Raw genomic sequence first — 18,143 nt, 5'->3', positions numbered from 1 at the left:
TCCGGCCCCCGTGCGCGGACCGCACCCCGCCGCCGCGCGGCGGGCGTCCGGCTCAGCCGAAGATGACCGTCTTGTCCCCGTTGAGCAGTACGCGGCGCTGCGCGTGCCAGTTGACCGCGCGCGCCAGCGCCACCGACTCCAGGTCCCGGCCGATCGCCGTGAGCTGCTCCGGGCTGTGCGTGTGGTCCACCCGGGACACCTCCTGCTCGATGATCGGGCCCTCGTCGAGGTCGGCGGTGACGTAGTGGGCGGTCGCGCCGATCAGCTTCACACCGCGCGCGTGGGCCTGGTGGTAGGGCCGGGCGCCCTTGAAGCTGGGCAGGAAGGAGTGGTGGATGTTGATGATCCGGCCGGACATCTTGGCGCACAGCTGCTCGGAGAGCACCTGCATGTAGCGCGCCAGGACTACCAGGTCCACGTCGTAGGAGTCGACCAGCTCCAGCAGGCGCGCCTCCTGCTCCTTCTTACTCCCGGCCGTGACCGGCAGGTGGTGGAAGTCCACGCCGTAGGAGTCGGCCAGGAACTCCAGGTCGGGGTGGTTGGAGACCACGGCGGCGATGTCGGCGTCCAGCAGGCCGCTGCGCTGGCGGTAGAGCAGGTCGTTGAGGCAGTGGCCGAACTTGGACACCATCACGATCATGCGCGGGCGCACGTCGCGGGGGTTGAGGGTCCACTCCACGAACGCGTCGCCGCCCCGGCCGCCGAAGTCGCCCGCCAGCGCCGCGAAGGCGCCGCGCAGGACGTCCTCCCCCACCACGCCGTCGCCGCCCCGCTCCGCCACGAACTGCATCCGCAGGAAGAAGCGCCCCGTGTAGTGGTCGCCGTACTGCTGACTCTCGGTGATGTTGCAACCGTGGTCGGACAGCAGGTTGGCCACAGCGGCGACGATGCCCCGGCTGTCGGGGCACGAAAGGGTCAGGACGTACTCACGCTCACTCATGGAAAGAACCACTCCCGGGGTCGGACGGCTGATCAGCCGTGACACCCCAGGGTATCGCCCCCGCGACACCGGGGGCCGGTTGTCGCGAGGTCGTCCGCGGACCGCCCGCCACGGGGGTACCGGGTCCCCTTTTCCGCCGAGAATATGAAAGACATTCATGTTCTGGCATGCTCAGGACATGACAAGTCTGCGCGAAACGTACGAGTCCGCCACACGCGGACTCGAAGCCCCCTTCGCCCTCGTCGACCTCGCCGCCCTGCGCTCCAACGCGGCCGACCTGACCCGCCGCGCCCACGGCAGGCCCATCCGGATCGCCAGCAAGTCCGTGCGCAGCCGCGAACTGCTGCGCACCGTCCTCGCCCTGCCCGGCTACGCGGGCGTCATGGCCTTCACCCTGCCCGAGGCCCTCTGGCTGGCCACCGGCGACCGCCCCCTCAGCGACGACGTCCTCGTCGCCTACCCCACCGTCGACCGCCAGGCCCTGGCCAGGCTCGTGCGCGACCCCCGCGCCGCCCGCGCGATCACCCTGATGGTGGACGACACCGCGCACCTGGACCTGATCGGCGCCGCCGTCGCCGACGCCGCCGAATCCCGCGGCCCCGACGCCCCGCCGGTCCGGGTGTGCCTGGACGTCGACACCAGCTGGCAGCCCGTGGGACCGCGCCTGCGCGTGGGCACCTACCGCTCCCCCGTGCGCACCCCGGCCCAGGCCGCCGCGTTCGCCCGCGCGGTCGCGGCCCGCCCCGGACTGGAGCTGGACGGGATCATGGCCTACGAGGGCCAGATCGCCGGGGTGGGCGACGCCCCGCCCGGCAGACCGCTCTACGGACGCCTCCTGCGCGCCGTCCAGCGCCGCTCGGCCGTGGAGCTGGCCAAGCGCCGCGCCGCCATCGTCCACGCCGTCAGGGAGGTCGCCGACCTGCGCTTCGTCAACGGCGGCGGCACCGGCAGCCTGCACACCACCGGCCGGGAGAGGGCCGTGACCGAGCTGGCGGCGGGCTCGGGGCTCTACCACCCGCACCTGTTCGACCACTACCGCTCCTTCGGCGGACGCCCCGCCGCCCTGTTCGCGCTCCCCGTCGTGCGCCGGCCCGGACCGGGCGTGGCCACCGCCCTGGGCGGCGGCTACCCCGCCTCGGGCCCCGTGAACGCCCACCGCGCCCCGCTCCCCCACCTGCCCGCCGGGCTCTCCTACAGCGTCAACGAGGGCGCGGGCGAGGTGCAGACGCCCCTGCTCGGCGCCGCGGCCGACGGCCTGTCCGTCGGCGACCGGGTGTGGATGCGCCACGCCAAGGCGGGAGAACTGTGCGAGCGCTTCGACACCCTGCACCTGGTGGACTCCGACACCGGCGAGTACGCGGGCGCCGTGCCCACCTACCGGGGCGAGGGCCAGACCTTCCTTTGACCTCCTCCCCCGCCTGAAGGCGGGAGAAGCCAGCTGACGGAACCCGCCCGCCGGTGGTCCACGCCTCAAAGCCCGCCTGGCGGCGCGGGCCCCACGTCCTGGCGCCCGCGATCCACCCACCGGCTGAAGCCGGCGGCACTCCCGCGGGGGAAACAGGCGGCGCCCCGGGGCCCGCGCGTGGCCCGCGGCCCGTGCCGGACACCGCCCCAGCGCCCCCTGGACGCCCGGCCCGACGGTCGCCGCACACACGGAGGGGCCCGCTGACGCGGACCCCTCCGAACGTGCGCCGCTCCGGCGCTACTTCCTCCTGCGGTGCACCGCCCAGGCCACCACGCCCACCGCGACGACCGCCCCGACGCCGACCGCGAGCAGCAGCGCCTCCGGGGGGAGCTGACCGCGCGACTGGTAGGTGGTGACGACGTGGCCGTCGCCCTTGACGACGATGCTGCCCTCCTCGGGCTCCACCGGGTGGCTCTCCACGCGCACCGCGCCGCCCCCGACCACCAGGGCGCGCGCCTCGTCCACGATCCGGGCACCGCGTTCGCGGACCCTCTCCATCTGCTTGCGGGCGATGTTGGCGGGCCGGGCCTGCACGCTCAACTCGTCCAGGGTCTCGGCGAGCTGGCGCTGTTCGCGGTTGATCTCGGCGACGACGTCCGCCGGGGTCAGGCGCGGTTCGGTGTCACGTCCCGTCATGGGTGCCTCTCTCCACTAGCGCAGGGTCGTCTGAGAACCCGTGTCCGAGCCGGTGTCCCGGCTCCCTTCCTCCGCGCCGTCGGACGGACCGGAGAATCTCAGCGCGCTGTCGATTCCGTCGACCACGCGGAAGAAGTCCCGCGTGGACAACCACAGTTTATAGATGATGGCGATCTCGAAGGCGAGGAGCAAAACACCCGCCACAGCGGTGATCCACCCGATAAGGGACGGCGCGCCGAACACGGCGGCCGCCAGCGGCGCGATCACGAACACCGACATCTGGAACTCGATGCCGCCCACCAGGTGCGTCCTGACCCGTCTGGCGTTGAGGGCCGACCAGAACCGCTGGTACCAGGGGAAGCGGTTGCGGAACTCCTGGTGCAGGTCCACCTTGGGCAGGGTGAGGTCGGGCTGCTTGCCCGCCGTGCGCTGGTTGCGGGCCTCGCGCTCGTTCTGGCTGTGCAGGATCTGCTCCAGCACGCCGATGCCGTGGCGCAGCACCGCCTGCTCGCCGCCGTCGCTCATCGTCCGCCCGCCCGCGCCGGTGGCCGAGCCGGTGTCGTCCTCCTCCGGCTCCAGCATCGACAGGGTGGCGCGGGCCCTCTCCAGGGCGGCGGCCAGGTGCGAGCGCATCTCCCTGCGGACCTTGTACACCTGGAGCGCGTTGAGGTAGCGCAGCATGTCCAGGAACACCACGGCCAGGGCCAGCCACACGAACCACACCGGCCCGTCGCCCTCGGCGTTCTCGGCGACGACGTACTGCCCGCCCATCAGGGCGACCACGCACACCAGCACCCGGAACCGGTCGGAGACGTAGTCCATCCACGACCCGAACAGCGACTCCGATCCGGTGAGCCGGGCCAGCTTGCCGTCCGTGCAGTCCATCAGGAAGGACAGCAGGTACAGCAGCGTGCCCAGCGCCAGGAAGTGGCGGTAGCCCAGCGAGAAGCAGACGGCCGCGCCGAGCCCCAGGAAGAGCGCGACCACCGTCAGCTGGTTGGGTGTGATCGAGGTGCGGTTGGCCACCAGGCGCACGAGCCGGACCGCGATGGGGTCCACGAGGTAGACCGTCCACCAGGAGTCGCGCTCCTTGAGGGTCCGGGCCCTGACCTCGTCGAGTGTGAATCCAGGCATCGTCGCCAATACTCTCCAAGCGAAGCGGGTGTGTTCCGGCCCGCCGGGCGCCGCCGACGCGGCGTCCCCGGTGCGCGGCGGACGTCGCCGGGGCCGAACGACGGGACGAGTGCGGTCAACAATAGGTGATCGCGTCGCTGGTCACTCCGGATGCGGGCGAACCGAACCGGAATCGCAACCGAACACCGTACCCCCAGCCTGGCACAGCCCGCGAAGCGTCGACTCACGGGGCACCGGAAGGCGGGTGTGGTTAGGGTGAGGGCGAGAGTCGGCGGGGCGGCGCCCCGCCCGCGAACCCAAGGGGGACACCACGTGAGCGACCCGATCCGCCTGGAGCCCGGCGACCAGGCACCCGACTTCACCCTCGACGACGCCGACGGCAAGCCCGTCACCCTGAGCGAGGTGCTGGCCTCCACCGGCAAGCGCGTCGTCCTGTACTTCTACCCGGCGGCCATGACCCCCGGGTGCACCACGCAGGCCTGCGACTTCCGCGACAACCTGCGCGACTTCGACTCCGCGGGCCTCACCGTCCTGGGCGTGTCCCCGGACACGAGCGACAAGCTGGCCAGGTTCCGCGACAAGGAGGGTCTGACCTTCCCGCTCCTGGGCGACCCGGGCAAGGACACCCTGCGCGCCTACGGCGCCTTCGGCGAGAAGAAGAACTACGGCCGCGTCGTGCAGGGCGTCATCCGCTCCACCGTCGTCGTGGGCACCGACGGCCGGGTGGAGAAGGCCTTCTACAACGTGAAGGCCACCGGCCACGTCGACCGGATCAAGAGGGAACTGGGCCTGTGACACGGGTGCCGGGGGCGGCCCCCGGGCGCGGCGGGCCCGTGTGCACGCCGCGGCCGGGCCCCGCGCCCGGCACCGGTACAGTTGTCCGCGAGGGGCCGTAGTCCAACTGGCAGGAGACGGCAGCTTTAGGTGCTGTACAGTGCGGGTTCGAATCCCGCCGGCCCCACCCATCCCACCCCGCTCAGCCCGCGCGGAGGGTCCCGCCGCGGCGGCGCTAGCGGCCGAGCAGCGCCCAGAGCATGACCGCGAGCAGCACCAGGACGCCGAGGGAGACCGCGGCGATGGTGGCCACCGCGGGCAGGCGGCTGCGCTCGGCGTGCTTGCCCGAACTGGTCAGCCCCAGCGTGTCCGTGGACTCGCGGATCGAGGTCATGATCGAGTTCATCGCCTCGGGGCTGTTGCTCAGCCGCTCGTTGATGGACTCCGCCAGCACGTGCGCGCCCGCCTTGAAGTGCTCGCGGGCCGACTCGCGCTCCTCGCCCTCGGGACGGGGCTCGGCCGGCGTGGCGGTGCCCTGCGCGGCCGTCTCCGGGCTCGTCTCGGGCGCCCACGGCGCCAGAGCGGCGATCCGCAGCATCTTGGTGGCGTTCTCGGCGGTCAACCGCTCCGAGGGCTCCACCCGGAGCAGACCGGCCAGCACCGGCGCCAGCGGGCCCGCGCTGGCGGCCTCGGCGGGCTCGTCCAGCTGCTCCTGGCGCAGGATCTTGATGTAGCCCTTGCGGTCGTAGGGAGGGTGCCCCTCCACCGCCGCGTACAGGGTGGCGCCCAGGGACCACAGGTCGGACTCGGGTCCCACCGGGCCGGCCTTGGCCCGCTCCGGCGGGATGTAGGCCGGGGAGCCGATGATGCGCCCGGACGCGCTCAGCGCCGACTCGCCGTTCCAGGCGGCCAGCCCGAAGTCGGTGAGCACGACCCGACCGGCCTGGCTGATCATCACGTTGTCGGGCTTGACGTCGCGGTGCACGATGCCCTCGGCGTGCGCGACCTTGAGGGCGTCGATGAGCTGGAGGCCGATCTCGGCCACGCGCTGGTAGGGCAGCGGGCCGCCCACCTGGATGAGTTCCTCCAGGGTGGAGGCCTCCACCAGCTCCATGACGATCCAGGGGCGGTCGTCCTCGTCCACGACGTCCAGGACGGTGACCAGGCTGGGGTGGGTGAGGCGTCCGGCGACGCGGGCCTCACGGGTGGTGCGCTGCAGGAGCGACTCGCGCTCGGAGCGGCTCAGGTCCGCGGGCAGGCGCAGCTCCTTGACGGCCACCTCGCGGTCGATGACCAGGTCGGTGGCGCGCCAGACCGTGCCGACACCGCCGCGGGCGATCTCCGACACCAACTGGTAGCGCCCCTTGAGCAGGCGTCCCTCGGGACGGGGTTCGGCGGCGTCGGCCGCCTCCGCCCGTGCGGAGGAGCGCGACGCCTCGGGGCGCTGCGTGTGGGGGTTCTCTAGGGAGGACACGGTTATCCACGGGTCCATTCACCGGCCATGGTGGCCTCCTGCGGGAGCATTGCGGTCGCTGTCACCACGTAGGTGCACGGATCACTCGTTATACCAGCAGGACGCCGGATCCATGCTGGTGGTTGCCACATCACGGACACATAGGTTCGCTTTCGTTATGTCCGACGACGACCCGAGCATGCAGTGACGTAGGTCTCATTATGAGACTCCCGTGCCTGTTGGCCGGGGTGGCGCGGGTGCGCGGGCGGACCGCCCGCGCACCCGTCGGCCTCAGGTCCAGAGCGAGTCGGGGGTGCGCACCTCGACCGGGCCGACCCCGGTGTCGGTGAGCGGCTGGCGCAGGCGCTCGGCGTCGCCGACGACCACCACGACCGACTCCTCGGGGCGCAGGTACTCGGTGGCGGCGCTGTCCAGGGACTCCTTGGTGAGCCTCTCGTACCCGGCCCGGACGCGGTCCACGTGGTCCTCGGGCAGGTCGTGCACCACCATGTCGACCAGGGCCCCGGCCATGGCGCGCGCCGTGGCGTAGGTGACCGGCAGGCCCACCGTGTTGGAGTCGCGCACGGCGGCCAGCTCCTCCTCGGTGACCCCCGACTCGCGCAGCTTGGCGACCTGCTCCAGCGAGGAGGTGACCGAGTGGGCGGTGGTGTCCGCCTCGACCTGGGCGGACATGAAGAACACCCCGCTGTCGCGGCGCAGGTCGAAGCGGGACCCGGCGCCGTAGGTGTAGCCCAGGCGCTCGCGCAGCTCCAGGTTGAGCCGGGAGGTGAACATGCCGCCCAGGACCTCGCTGACGCCCTCGGCGCGCGGCAGGTCCACCTGCGAGCGGGAGGGGGCGCGGTGCGCGATGACCAGGGCGGACTGCACGGAGCCGGGCCGGTCCACGATCAGGACGCGGGGCAGCTCCCCGGGCGGCGGGGCGGGCTCGGTCGGCTCGGGCGCGCGCACGGCGGCGGCGTCGCCGAACACGGTCTTGCCCAGGTCCTCCAGGTCGATCCCGGTGAGGTCGCCGACGACCACGAGGGTTCCGGCCACCGAGGCGACGGAGTCGGCGTGGAAGGCCGCCACGGTCTCGGGGGTGACGTCGGCCAGCTTGACCGGGCCGCCCGCGAGCGGTGTGGCGTAGCGGCCGGTGAACAGCTGCCCGCCCAGGCTGCGCATGGCCAGGGTGCTGGCCGAGGCCGCCTCCAGCCAGAACCGCTCCAGCAGCTGGTCGCGGCGGCGGACGACGTCGTCGGGGTTCAGCGCGGGACGGCGCACCGCGTCGGCGAACAGTCGCACCGCCTCGGGCAGGCGGCCCGCGGGGGCGTCCAGGCCGGTGATGAAGGCGTCCCAGTTGACGCGGGAGACCCACTCGGCGCCGTGGCGCTCCAGGGCGGGCGCCAGGGAGCTGTTGCCGTTGGGACCGTCCTCCAGGACCTCGCTGGTCAGAGCACTGACGCCCATGGCGTCGAGCGGCTCGGCGGCACCGCCGTGGGGGTGCACGAGGCGGAGGGAGACGAGCTGTTGGCCGGGTACGTCGATGGCGACGACCGTGCCGCCGCCGACGGTGAGGCGGCGGGGCTTGGGAAAGGTGTAGGACGCTACGGCACCGAGGTCCGGACGCGACTTGTGCGGCATGCTCTGCGGCTCTTTCTGCGGCTTGCGGTAACGGAACCCGGATCAGGCGTCGACGGTGTCGGCCCCGGCCGCCTCGGCGGCCCCGGACTCCTCGGGGTCGAAGCGGACGACGAGCAGGTTGTCGTCGACCAGCACGCGCTCGGCGGCGGCCCGCACCTCCTCGGCGGTGATGTCGTCCCAGCGCCGGGGCCAGGTGTAGGCCAGCTCGGGGTCGTCGAACAGCTGGGTGCAGCTGCTGATGCTGTCGGCGAGCCCGGAGGGGCTGGAGATGGACTGGAGGTGGTCGCGCTCCAGGACGGCGCGGGCCCGGTCCAGCTCCTCCTCGGTGATCCCGGCGGCCAGCTTGGCGATCTCCTCGCGCATGGCCTCCTCCAGAACGTCGCCGCTGACGCCCTCGCGGGCGAGCATGTTCACCAGCATCAGGCTGTCGGTGTAGCGGAACGGCAGGATGTCGGCGGCGCCGCCGCCGTCGTCGGCGGCGATGGGGCGGTCCACCACCAGGGAGCGGTACAGGCGGCTGCCCTGTCCCTGGCCCAGGACGGCCGAGGCCAGGTGCATGACGTCGAACCCGCGCTCGCCGTAGGGGGCGACGCGGAACCCGAGGAACACCCCGGCGGCGGGCACGGTCTCGGTGACCGCGTCGCGGACCGGGCCGCCCAGCGGGGCCTCCAGGGCGGCGTCGGGCGCCTCGGGGACGCTCTCGCGGGCCGGGATGGGACCGAAGAACTTCTCCACGCGGCCCCGGACGTCCTCGGGGTCGAGGTCGCTGACCACGGTGAGCACGCAGTTGTCCGGACCGTAGTGGGCCCTGTGGAACGACTTGACGTAGTCGAGGTCGGCGGCGTCCAGGTCGGCCATGGAGCCGATGGTCGGGTGGTGGTAGGGGTGGCCCTCGGGGTAGGCCAGCCGCAGGATGCGCTCCAGGGCGGTGCCGTAGGGCTGGTTGTCGTAGCGCTGGCGGCGCTCGTTCTTGACGACGTCGCGCTGGTTGTCCAGGACCTCCTGGGTCATGCCCTCGCGCAGGGTCGCCAGCCGGTCGGCCTCCAGCCACAGGATCCGGTCCAGGGCGTGCTCGGGGACCGTCTCGTAGTAGTTGGTGCGGTCGGTCGAGGTGGAGGCGTTGATGTCGCCGCCGAGCCTCTCGACCTCCTCGAAGTGCTCGCCCTTGGCGACGCCGCCGCTGCCCTGGAACATCAGGTGCTCGAAGAGGTGCGCGAACCCCGTGCGCCCGGGGACCTCGTGCCGGGACCCCACGCCGTACCACAGGTTCACGGAGGCGACCTGGCCCGTGGAGGCCGCAGCGGTCACCAGACGCAATCCGTTGTCGAGCGTGTACTGAACGACACGTCCCGCCGCTCCGATGGTGGTCACCAGTGCTGCCCCCGATTCACGTCGCCTGCGACCGCGCCGCCCGCGCGGGCGGCCGTCGTCGTAACGAGTACGACCCTACGGCCTCATCGGACCCCGGGGACACCCGATCGGGTAATCGGTCGAACCGAAACCGTGGCGGTCAGCTCTGGTACTCGCTGGTGTCCATGGACAGGGCGATCTCGTCGTACACGGCGGAGTACTGGGAGTCGGCCGACCACACGTAGAGCAGGACGTCGCTGACCGGCAGGAACCACATGCGCACCTCGAAGGTGTCGCCGTTGACGCACGCCACGTTCCACACCGAGTGGTGCGAGGTGAGGCCGTCGGCGTGGTCGGTGAAGTCGGAGACCGCGAGCTCGGCCCCCTCCACGCCGATGCCCCCGGAGGCGGCGGTGTTGAGGCTGCGGCAGCTGCCGGTGTCGGCGGCCCAGCCGCCCTCCTCGCTGAACGCCTCACCCTCGCCCGGCCAGCCCTGGGGGTGGTTCTCCGCCGCGTGCGGGGTCAACTGCACGGAGCCGTACCCGCAGGGCTCCTGTCCGGGCGGGCTCACGCAGAGCACGCCGCCCTCGTTCTGGGTCTGCCAGCCCTCGGGGACCTTCAGGGACACGCCCTCGATGCTCTCGGTGGCGAACTCCTCCGGCGCCGGGGGCTCCGCCGCGGGCAGGGGCCCGCTCTCGCCGAGCTGAAGTTCGGCCTCGCTCCCTCCGGAGCAGGCCGACAGGAGCAGCAGCGCCGCGGCAGCCGCGACCGTTCCCGTGCCGACGCGTGCGGCGCGCGCCCGCCGCCCTCGCCCGTGGATGCCCGCCATGCCGTCGTCCCTCTCGTGGATCCCGTGCTCGAACCACCGTTGACCCTAGCGCGCCCGACGACCGCATCGCCCGATTCAACCCGTTCCGGACGGCGTCCCGCACCCCGGAGCACTACGCTGGGCCCATGGTGGACCTCGCGAAGATCATGAAGACCCGACAGCGCCCCCAAGGGCCGCTGGTGCTGGAGCTGGACCTGACGGAGGGGGTCGCCGACCAGGCCCCCGGGGATCCGTTCAGCCAGATCATGAACCGGCGCAGGCAGCAGTACCTGGACGTCCTGGAGGGGATCCGCCGCGGCGCGCGCGACCCGCGGGTGGCGGCCCTCCTGGTCCGGGTGGACGCCCGGTCCCTGGGATTCGCCAAGGTCCAGGAGCTGCGCGACACCGTCGCCGACTTCCGCGCGGCGGGCAAACCCGCGGTGGCCTGGGCCGACTCCTTCGGCGAGACCGGCGAGGGCAACCTGCCCTACTACCTGGCCTGCGCGTTCTCGCGCGTGGTCATGGCGCCCACCGGCGTGCTCGGCCTGACCGGCCTGATGATGCGCACGACCTTCGTCAAGGGCGCCCTGGACAAGCTGGACGTGTCCTACGAGGTGGGCGCGCGCCACGAGTACAAGAACGCGATGAACAGCGTCACCGAGACCGGTTACACCGCCGCCCAGCGCGAGGCCAGCGACCGGATCGTCACCTCGCTGGGCGACCAGATCGTCGAGGCGGTCTCCCTGGCCCGGGGGCTGCCCCGGGAGGAGGTGCGCGCGCTGGTCTCCAAGGGCCCCTTCCTGGCCCGCGAGGCGGTCGAGCACAAGCTGGTGGACGGGCTCGCCCACCGGGACGAGGTGTACGCGCAGCTGTTCGGGGAGCTGAGCGGTGAGCCTCAGCTGCAGTTCGTCACCCGCTACCACCGCAAGCACACCGCGCCCCAGCAGCTGTCCCGCAACACCGGGGGCCACATCGCGCTGATCTCGGCCACCGGAACGATCAGCCTGGGCCGGACCCGGCGCTCGCCCCTGGGCGGCGGCACCGTCATGGGCTCGGACACCGTGGCGGCGGCCTTCCGCGCCGCGCGCAAGGACCCCCAGGTCAAGGCGGTCGTGTTCCGGGTGGACAGCCGGGGAGGCTCCCCGACCGCCTCCGACGCGATCCGCCGCGAGACCGAGCTGACCAGCAAGGCGGGCATCCCCGTGGTGGCCGTGATGGGCGACGTCGCCGCCTCCGGCGGCTACTACGTGACCCTGGGCTCGGACGCGGTCGTCGCTCAGCCGGGCACCCTGACCGGCTCCATCGGCGTGATCACCGGCAAACCGGTCCTGGGCGCGCTGAAGGAGCAGTACGGCGTGACCAGCGACTCCGTGCGCACCGGCGAGCACGCGGGCATGTTCGACACCGACCGGCCCTTCACCGAGTCCGAGTGGGAGCGGGTCAACGCGCTCCTGGACGAGATCTACGAGGACTTCACCGGCAAGGTCGCCGCCGCGCGCGGGATGACCCGCGAGCAGGTGCACGAGGTGGCCCGGGGCCGGGTGTGGACCGGCCGCGACGCCCACGAGCGCGGTCTGGTGGACGAGCTGGGCGGCCTGGAGACCGCCGTCCGGCTGGCCCGTGAGAAGGCCGGCGCGGGGCCGCTCCCGGTGCGGCCCTTCCCCCGCCCGAACCCGCTCGACCGGATCCGCCAACACGAGTCCAGCGAGGACGTGGGTGCCTCGGGCCCGCAGACCGTGGTCAGCGCCTGGGGTCCCCTGGAGCACGTGGCCGTGGCGATGGGGCTGCCGGTCGGCGGCCCGCTGATGATGCCGGGGCTGTGGGAGATCCGTTGACGTACCTGGAAGCGATGGCCCTGCTGCCCGTCGGCGTCACGGTGGTGACCGTCGCCGACGGACGCGACGACGTGGGGGCCACCGTCAGCGCCTTCGGGTCGGTCTCGGCCGACCCGCCAGTGGTGTCGGTCAGCGTGGACGCCAGCGGCTACATGGCCGAGGTGATCGAGGAGGTCGGCGCCTTCGCCGTCAACGTGCTGGGGGGCGGCCAGCGGGCGGTGGCCGGGCGCTTCTCCGCCGAGGGCCGTCCCAGCGCGCGCCTGCTGGTGACGGACCAGCCCCACCACCGGGGAGAGCACACCCGCGCGATCGTGCTGGACGAGGCCCTGGCCGCGCTGGAGTGCTCAGTGCGCCAGCAAGTAGCGGTCGGCGACCACGTGGTCTTCTTCGCCGACGTCACCAACCTGCCGGGGGTACGGGGCGAGGGCGCGGCCCTGGCCCGCCGTTCCGGCCGGTACCGGCTGGTGGAGTAGGCGGCCGGTGCGGTGGGCGAAGGGCCGAGGCCCCGGGGGTGGGCGCGCGCGGACGGCTCACCCCCGCGGGGTCGAGGCGCGCGGACTCCGCCGCCGCCTCGACCCCGGCTCCCCCTCGACCGCCGGGAGCCGACCGCTCAGGCCAGCCCCTCCTGCTCCAACCACTCCTGGGCGACGTCGGCGGCGTTCTCGTTGCCGATGACCACCCGCTCGTTGAGCTGGGTGAGGGCCTCGGTGGTCAGGGCGGCGGAGACGGCGTTCAGCGCGCCCCGGGCGGTCTCGTCCACCTGCTCGCCGTTGACCAGCGGGGTGATGTTCTGCGCGCCGAACAGGTTCTCCGGGTCCTCCAGGACCACGAAGTCGTTCGCGGTGATCTGCGGGTCGGTGGTGAACAGGTTGGCCGCCTGGATGTCACCGTCCAGGAGCGCCTGTGTCAGCAGCGCCACCTCCAGGGAACGGAACTCGCCGAACTCCACACCGTAGACGTCGGCCAGGCCCACCACGCCCTGCTGGCGGGTCTCGAACTCCGGCGGGCCGCCCAGGGTCAGCTCCCCCGCGGCACCGGCCAGGTCCTCCAGGCTGGCCAGACCGTGCTCCTCGGCGACCTCGCTGGTGACGGTGACCGAGTCCTTGTTCTCCGCGCTGGAGGAGTCCAGGATCTCCAGGCCCTCGGGCAGCGCCTCGGTGACCCTCTGGTTGGTCTCCTCGCTGCTGCCGGTGGGCGCGTTCTCGTCGAGGTAGGCCAGGATCGCGCCGTTGTACTCGGGGAACACCGACAGGTTGCCGGACTCGATCTGCGAGTAGTAGACCTCGCGGCTGCCGATGCCGAGCTGGTAGTCGACCTCCACGCCCTCGGCCTCCATGGCCCGGCCGTAGATCTCGGCGAGCAGGGTGGACTCGGGGAAGTCGGCGGAGCCGATGACGACCGCGTCGCCGGAGCCGCCTCCGGACCCGCCGCCGCCCTCCTCCGCGTAGGGGTCGCTGGCGCCGCACCCGGTCAGGAGCAGCGCGGCCAGGGGCAGGGCGATTCTCTTGTACATGGGACCTTCTCTCTGGGGTGGCCTGGCCCTGTGACCCGGCCCGGTTCTGTGGTGTGGCCCGGCTCCGCGGCGCGGTCCGGCTCCGCCTAACCCTGCGGCGCGGCCTGGCGCAGGCCGGGGGCGACCAGGAGCCGCCGCAGTCCGGCGAACACGAGCGTGGTCAGGACCGCGAGCAGCACCACCAGCACCGATCCGCCGAGCATCATCGTCAGGTCCTGGCGTGCCTGGCCGTCGACGATGTAGCGGCCCAGGCCGCCGACCCCCACGTAGGCGGCGATGGTCGCGGTCGCGACCACCTGGACGGCGGCGGTGCGCATCCCGATGAGGATGAGCGGCGTGGCCACGGGCAGTTCCAGGCGCAGCAGCACCTGGTGGCCGCGCATACCCATCCCGACGGCGGCGTCCCTGAGCCGGGGCTCCACACCGCGCACGCCCTCGTGGGTGTTGACCAGGATCGGGGGCACGGCCAGCGCCACCAGCGCGCACAGCACGGGCACGATCCCGATACCGGCGGCCAGCACGATGAGGAACAGGACGCCGATGGTGGGCAGGGCGCGGGCGAAGTTGGCGAGGCTGGTGGTGAGGAAGCCGCCCACACCGGTGTGCCCGGTGAGCAGTCCCAGGGGGACCGCGACGGCGGCGGACAGCAGCAGCCCGAGCAGCGAGTAGTAGACGTGCTCGCCCAGGCGCGCGGGGATGCCCGCGCCGCCGGTCCACTGGGCCGGGTCGGCGAACCACGCGACCAGGTCGTTGAGGATGTCCATGGCTACCTCTCCCCCGCCGTGCCACCGGTGCCCGGGTCCGCTGGCGACCGTCCCCCAGCCGCGGTCGCGGCCTGCGGCTCCGCTGCCGAACCCACTGCCGGGTCCGCCGCGGCCGCCTCCGCCGCGACCGCCCGGCGCCTGCGGCGCGGTACGGCGCCGTCGCGGCGCGACCAGGGGGTGAGCAGGCGCTGGGCGAGCACGAGCACCGCGTCGGTGACGAACGCCAGGGCCACGGTGAGCACGATGCCGACCACGATGGGCGCGTCGAACTGGCGCCGGAAGCCCTCGCTGAGGATGAGCCGGCCGAGCCCGCCCAGGCCCACCAGCGAGGCGACGCTGACCATGCTGATGGTGGCCACCGAGGCCACCCGCAACCCGGCGATGACCACCGGCACGGCCACCGGCATCTCCACGTACAGCAGGCGCCGCAGCGGACCGAAGCCCATGGCGACGGCCGCCTGGCGCACGTGGTCGGGAACCTGGCGCAGCCCGTCCACCACGTTGGGCAGCAGGATCACCAGGGTGTACAGGGCCAGCGGCACGACGGCCGTCCAGTCGCTGAACCCGGTGTAGGGCAGCATGAGGAAGAACAGGGCGATGGAGGGCACCGCGTAGAGCACGTTCACACCGGTCAGCACCGGCGGGTACAGGGGCTTCCAGCGCGCGCACGCCAGCCCCAGGGGCAGGGCGACCGCCAGTCCGATGAGGATGGACAGGTAGGACAGCCGCATGTGCTCGGTCAGGCGGGGCAGGACGCCCCGGTCCGGGTCGCCGGGGTGGCTCCAGTTCCCGACGCCCCAGTCCACGACGCGCACGACCCAGTCCCACGCCCCGGCGAGCGCCCCGGTGCCGGATCCGGCCGCGGACCCGGCGTCCCAGACCCCGGCGACGGCCTCGGCGATCACTCGGTCACCGACCACAGAGCGGCGCCCAGGTCGTCCTGCGAGACCACGCCGACCACCCGACCGTCGGCGTCGACGCCGACCGCGCGGCCCGCGGGCGAGAGCACCGCCGCGTCCAGGGCGGCGCGCAGGGAGTCGGTGCCCACGTCGAAGGTGTGGCCGAAGGGCGCGAGTTCGAGTGAGCCCAGGGCGGTGTCGGCGGGCGCGTCGGCCAGTTGCCGCGCGCTGACCCAGCCCAGGGGCATGCGGTCGCCGCTGACGACCAGGGCCCAGGGCTCGTTCCCGAGCGGGGCGACCGCGGCGCCCGCGCGCACGCTCTCCTCCAGGACGGCGTCCTGGCGCGGGGAGAGCCTGTCGGCCGGGAAGAAGGACAGGCGCCGCACTCCCCGGTCGTAGCCGATGAAGGACTCCACGAAGGCGTCCTGGGGCGCGGCCAGCAGGTTCTGGGGCGTGTCGTACTGGGCGAGCCTCCCGCCGGGGCGGAAGACGGCGATGCGATCACCGAGCCGGACGGCCTCGTCGATGTCGTGGGTGACGAAGACGATGGTCTTGTGCAGCTCCTTCTGCAGGCGCAGGAGCTCGTCCTGGAGGCTGGCGCGCACGACGGGGTCCACGGCGCTGAAGGGTTCGTCCATCAGCAGGATGGGCGGGTCGGCGGCCAGCGCGCGGGCGACGCCGACGCGCTGCTGCTGCCCCCCGGAGAGCTGGTGGGGGTAGCGCCTGGCCTGGGCGGGCTCCAGACCTACCAGTTCCATCAGCTCCGCGGCGCGCGCCCTGGCCCTGGCCCGGCCCCAGCCGAGCAGCAGGGGCACGGTGGCGATGTTGTCGCGCACGGTGCGGTGCGGGAAGAGCCCGGCCTGCTGGATGACGTAGCCGATGGAGCGGCGCAGCGCGGCGGGGTCGCGCTCGCGCACGTCCTCGCCGTCGATGCGGACGGTGCCCCCGGTCGGTTCGACCATGCGGTTGATCATCCGCAGCGACGTGGTCTTGCCGCTGCCGGAGGGACCCACGAAGACCGTCGTCTGGCCGGTCTCGACGGTCAGGTCCAGCTGGTCGACGGCCACCGTGCCGTCGGGATAGAGCTTGGCGGCGCCCTCGAACGCGATCATCGGCGGTGTCGTCTCCATTCGGGGAACCGGAGGGTCCGGAAAGGTGAGGTGTGGCGAGGGGCAGGCCGTTCGCACGTTACCCCCGCGCGCACTGGTCAAACCGTGAGGTGGAGGCCGTGACCGTACCGGGACCGAAGGTGGCGCGGACACGCCGAGGGGCCGGGTCGTGGGACCCGGCCCCTCGGCGTGCCGCCTCAGTTCTGACGGCCGATCCAGTCGGCGAGCTGGTGCAGGTCGTCCAGGACGGCGTCGGCGCGGGCCGCCTCCTCGGCGGCGGCGTGGCGGTAGCCGTAGATGCCCCGGCGCAGCAGGACGGTGCGCATCCCGGCGGCACGGGCGGGGAGGACGTCGTTGTCGACGCGGTCGCCGACGTAGACGATCTCGCCGGGTTCGGTGCCGGGGCTGGCGGCCCGGACCAGGGACAGGACGCGGTCGAAGAACGCGGGTTCGGGCTTCTTGACGCCCCAGACGTCGGAGATGCCGATGCCGTCGACGCCCAGGTCCATGGCGGTCAGGGTCGGCCCGGCCTCGGGCGGCTGGTTGCCCGCGATGACCAGGGAGATCCCGGACGCGCGCATGGCCGCGAAGGCGGGGCGCACGTCGGGGTACAGGTCGGCCTCGCCGAAGTGCTCGCGCTCCCCGTCGGGGTCCTCGGCGCGCCAGCGCGCGCTCTCGGCCGCGAGGTCGAACCCGGGCACGAGCAGGCGGAAGCCGTCGGTGAGGGTGCCGCCGGAGGCGAGCACGCCCCCGATGGTCCCGAAGAAGGCCATGTGCGGGATGCCGAAGCGGTCGGCCCAGCGAGCGAAGATCCGCGTCTCGTCGACGAGTGTCTCGCCGACGTCGAAGACCGCAGTACGAATTGCCACGGTCAGGGAGTGTACAAGCCGCCGACGACGGTCCCCGGGCAGGGGAGGGGGCCGCGGCCCGGGACCGGCGCGCACCGCGCGCTCCCGACGGCGCGGCCCGGCCGCGGCGCCCGGTCGGGAGGACCGGCTCACGGGGGCGGGACCGGGCGGGCCCGCCCGCGGAGGCCTCAGCTGGGCGGGCGCAGCACCGCGAAGGCGTCGGTGACCTGGAGGCTGCGGTCGCGGAACCGGAAGAGGGCGGCGGGCCTGCCCCCGGAGCGGCCCGAGGGCACCGAGCGGCCGGTCTCCTCGATCTGCCCCCGCCGCAGCAGGACGCGGCGCAGGTTGGTGGCGGCCACGTCGTGGCCCAGCGCGGCCCGGTAGTAGCCGGACAGCTCCGACATCGTGAACTCCGGCGGCGCGAGGGCGAACCCGACGTTGGTGTAGCTGAGCTTGGCGCGCAGCCGCTGGCGTCCGGAGCGGACGATGGAGGCGTGGTCGAAGGCCATGGTCGGCAGGTCGGCGGCCGGGTGCCAGCCGGTGTCGTCGGGCACGACCGGGTCCACGTCGGCGGGGACCAGCCCCACGTAGGCGGTGGCCAGGGTGCGGCGCCGGGGGACGCGGTCGGGGTCGCTGCGGGTCTCCAGCTGCTCCAGGTGTGACAGATCCCTCACGTCGACCTTCTGGGCGAGCTGGCGCCGGATGGAGGCGCCCAGGTTCTCCCCCCGGCCGAGCCTGCCGCCGGGCAGCGCCCAGGCGCCCTCGCAGGGCGGCAGGGCCCTGCGCCACAGCAGGACGCACAGTTCTCCGGCACGGATCTGGAGCACGACCGCGAGCGCCTCGTGCACCGACAGCTCCGCGTGGTCGGACGCGGAGCAGACGGACGCCGCGACCTGTCCGTTTTCCTGAGGGATGTCCACCCTGTCCCTTCCGTTACCCGTCATGTTAAGCTTCATCAGGTTTGTGCCTGACAG

General features: G+C 73.0%; 17 protein-coding genes and 1 tRNA gene. 5 read left to right on the top strand and 13 right to left on the bottom strand.

The genetic code is table 11. From position 1 onward, the window contains the following. Positions 1–52: 52 nt before the first annotated feature. A complete protein-coding gene (gene purU, locus NDAS_RS02100) occupies positions 53–940 on the bottom strand; it encodes a formyltetrahydrofolate deformylase (RefSeq protein WP_013151466.1) in 888 nt (295 codons plus the stop codon). Between the two features lie 178 nt (positions 941–1,118). On the opposite strand from purU, the gene NDAS_RS02095 reads away from it, so the two are divergent. Further along, positions 1,119–2,345 (top strand): amino acid deaminase/aldolase, encoded by a 1,227-nt coding sequence (locus tag NDAS_RS02095; RefSeq protein ID WP_041552230.1) that lies wholly within the window; start codon positions 1,119–1,121, stop codon positions 2,343–2,345. A 297-nt stretch (positions 2,346–2,642) separates the two neighbouring features. Here the strand turns inward: NDAS_RS02095 and NDAS_RS02090 are convergent, their stop codons facing one another. After that, positions 2,643–3,041 (bottom strand): DUF3618 domain-containing protein, encoded by a 399-nt coding sequence (locus tag NDAS_RS02090; protein WP_013151464.1) that lies wholly within the window; start codon positions 3,039–3,041, stop codon positions 2,643–2,645. 15 nt (positions 3,042–3,056) lie between these two features. Next, a complete protein-coding gene (locus NDAS_RS02085; RefSeq protein WP_013151463.1) occupies positions 3,057–4,175 on the bottom strand; it encodes a CDP-alcohol phosphatidyltransferase family protein in 1,119 nt (372 codons plus the stop codon). 312 nt (positions 4,176–4,487) lie between these two features. On the opposite strand from NDAS_RS02085, the gene bcp reads away from it, so the two are divergent. Further along, positions 4,488–4,970 carry a thioredoxin-dependent thiol peroxidase gene (gene bcp / locus NDAS_RS02080; protein ID WP_013151462.1) on the top strand — a complete coding sequence of 161 codons (483 nt, stop codon included), beginning with the start codon at positions 4,488–4,490 and terminating at the stop codon, positions 4,968–4,970. A gap of 91 nt (positions 4,971–5,061) precedes the next feature. Beyond that, positions 5,062–5,136: transfer RNA gene (locus NDAS_RS02075), tRNA-Leu, on the top strand. A gap of 48 nt (positions 5,137–5,184) precedes the next feature. On the opposite strand, the gene NDAS_RS02070 is transcribed toward NDAS_RS02075, so the two are convergent. From NDAS_RS02070 to NDAS_RS02055, 4 genes are all read right to left on the bottom strand, one after another. After that, on the bottom strand, positions 5,185–6,441 hold the full coding sequence (locus NDAS_RS02070; protein WP_013151461.1) for a serine/threonine-protein kinase: 1,257 nt from the start codon (positions 6,439–6,441) through the stop codon (positions 5,185–5,187). Between the two features lie 252 nt (positions 6,442–6,693). Continuing rightward, positions 6,694–8,043: a M16 family metallopeptidase gene (locus NDAS_RS02065; RefSeq protein ID WP_013151460.1), complete on the bottom strand. Its 1,350-nt coding sequence runs from the start codon at positions 8,041–8,043 to the stop codon at positions 6,694–6,696. Between the two features lie 42 nt (positions 8,044–8,085). Then, on the bottom strand, positions 8,086–9,414 hold the full coding sequence (locus NDAS_RS02060; RefSeq protein ID WP_013151459.1) for a M16 family metallopeptidase: 1,329 nt from the start codon (positions 9,412–9,414) through the stop codon (positions 8,086–8,088). Positions 9,415–9,553: 139 nt separating this feature from the next. Then, positions 9,554–10,222 (bottom strand): hypothetical protein, encoded by a 669-nt coding sequence (locus NDAS_RS02055; RefSeq protein WP_013151458.1) that lies wholly within the window; start codon positions 10,220–10,222, stop codon positions 9,554–9,556. Between the two features lie 125 nt (positions 10,223–10,347). On the opposite strand from NDAS_RS02055, the gene sppA reads away from it, so the two are divergent. Beyond that, positions 10,348–12,036 carry a signal peptide peptidase SppA gene (gene sppA, locus NDAS_RS02050; RefSeq protein ID WP_013151457.1) on the top strand — a complete coding sequence of 563 codons (1,689 nt, stop codon included), beginning with the start codon at positions 10,348–10,350 and terminating at the stop codon, positions 12,034–12,036. Positions 12,037–12,050: 14 nt separating this feature from the next. Then, a complete protein-coding gene (locus NDAS_RS02045; RefSeq protein ID WP_041552227.1) occupies positions 12,051–12,509 on the top strand; it encodes a flavin reductase family protein in 459 nt (152 codons plus the stop codon). Between the two features lie 137 nt (positions 12,510–12,646). On the opposite strand, the gene NDAS_RS02040 is transcribed toward NDAS_RS02045, so the two are convergent. The 6 genes from NDAS_RS02040 to NDAS_RS02015 all read right to left on the bottom strand — a co-directional run bounded on the left by NDAS_RS02040 (position 12,647) and on the right by NDAS_RS02015 (position 18,089). Then, a complete protein-coding gene (locus NDAS_RS02040; RefSeq protein WP_013151455.1) occupies positions 12,647–13,549 on the bottom strand; it encodes an ABC transporter substrate-binding protein in 903 nt (300 codons plus the stop codon). Positions 13,550–13,635: 86 nt separating this feature from the next. Beyond that, positions 13,636–14,313 carry an ABC transporter permease gene (locus NDAS_RS02035; protein WP_013151454.1) on the bottom strand — a complete coding sequence of 226 codons (678 nt, stop codon included), beginning with the start codon at positions 14,311–14,313 and terminating at the stop codon, positions 13,636–13,638. Between the two features lie 2 nt (positions 14,314–14,315). Continuing rightward, positions 14,316–15,218 carry an ABC transporter permease gene (locus NDAS_RS02030; protein WP_013151453.1) on the bottom strand — a complete coding sequence of 301 codons (903 nt, stop codon included), beginning with the start codon at positions 15,216–15,218 and terminating at the stop codon, positions 14,316–14,318. Continuing rightward, the gene (locus tag NDAS_RS02025) at positions 15,215–16,324 is read right to left on the bottom strand and encodes an ABC transporter ATP-binding protein (RefSeq protein WP_013151452.1); all 1,110 of its coding nucleotides are present in this window, start codon (positions 16,322–16,324) and stop codon (positions 15,215–15,217) included. Before NDAS_RS02025 ends, NDAS_RS02030 begins: the two co-directional genes overlap by 4 nt. Positions 16,325–16,518: 194 nt before the next feature. Continuing rightward, positions 16,519–17,190 (bottom strand): HAD family hydrolase, encoded by a 672-nt coding sequence (locus NDAS_RS02020; protein WP_013151451.1) that lies wholly within the window; start codon positions 17,188–17,190, stop codon positions 16,519–16,521. Positions 17,191–17,357: 167 nt separating this feature from the next. Further along, a complete protein-coding gene (locus tag NDAS_RS02015) occupies positions 17,358–18,089 on the bottom strand; it encodes an NUDIX hydrolase (protein ID WP_013151450.1) in 732 nt (243 codons plus the stop codon). Positions 18,090–18,143 lie beyond the last annotated feature (54 nt).

Origin of the sequence: Nocardiopsis dassonvillei subsp. dassonvillei DSM 43111 (assembly GCF_000092985.1) — a bacterium.
GTDB classification, from domain to species: domain Bacteria; phylum Actinomycetota; class Actinomycetes; order Streptosporangiales; family Streptosporangiaceae; genus Nocardiopsis; species Nocardiopsis dassonvillei.
Note: the sequence above shows the minus strand (reverse complement) of the source record. Positions and strands in the feature narration are given on the sequence as shown.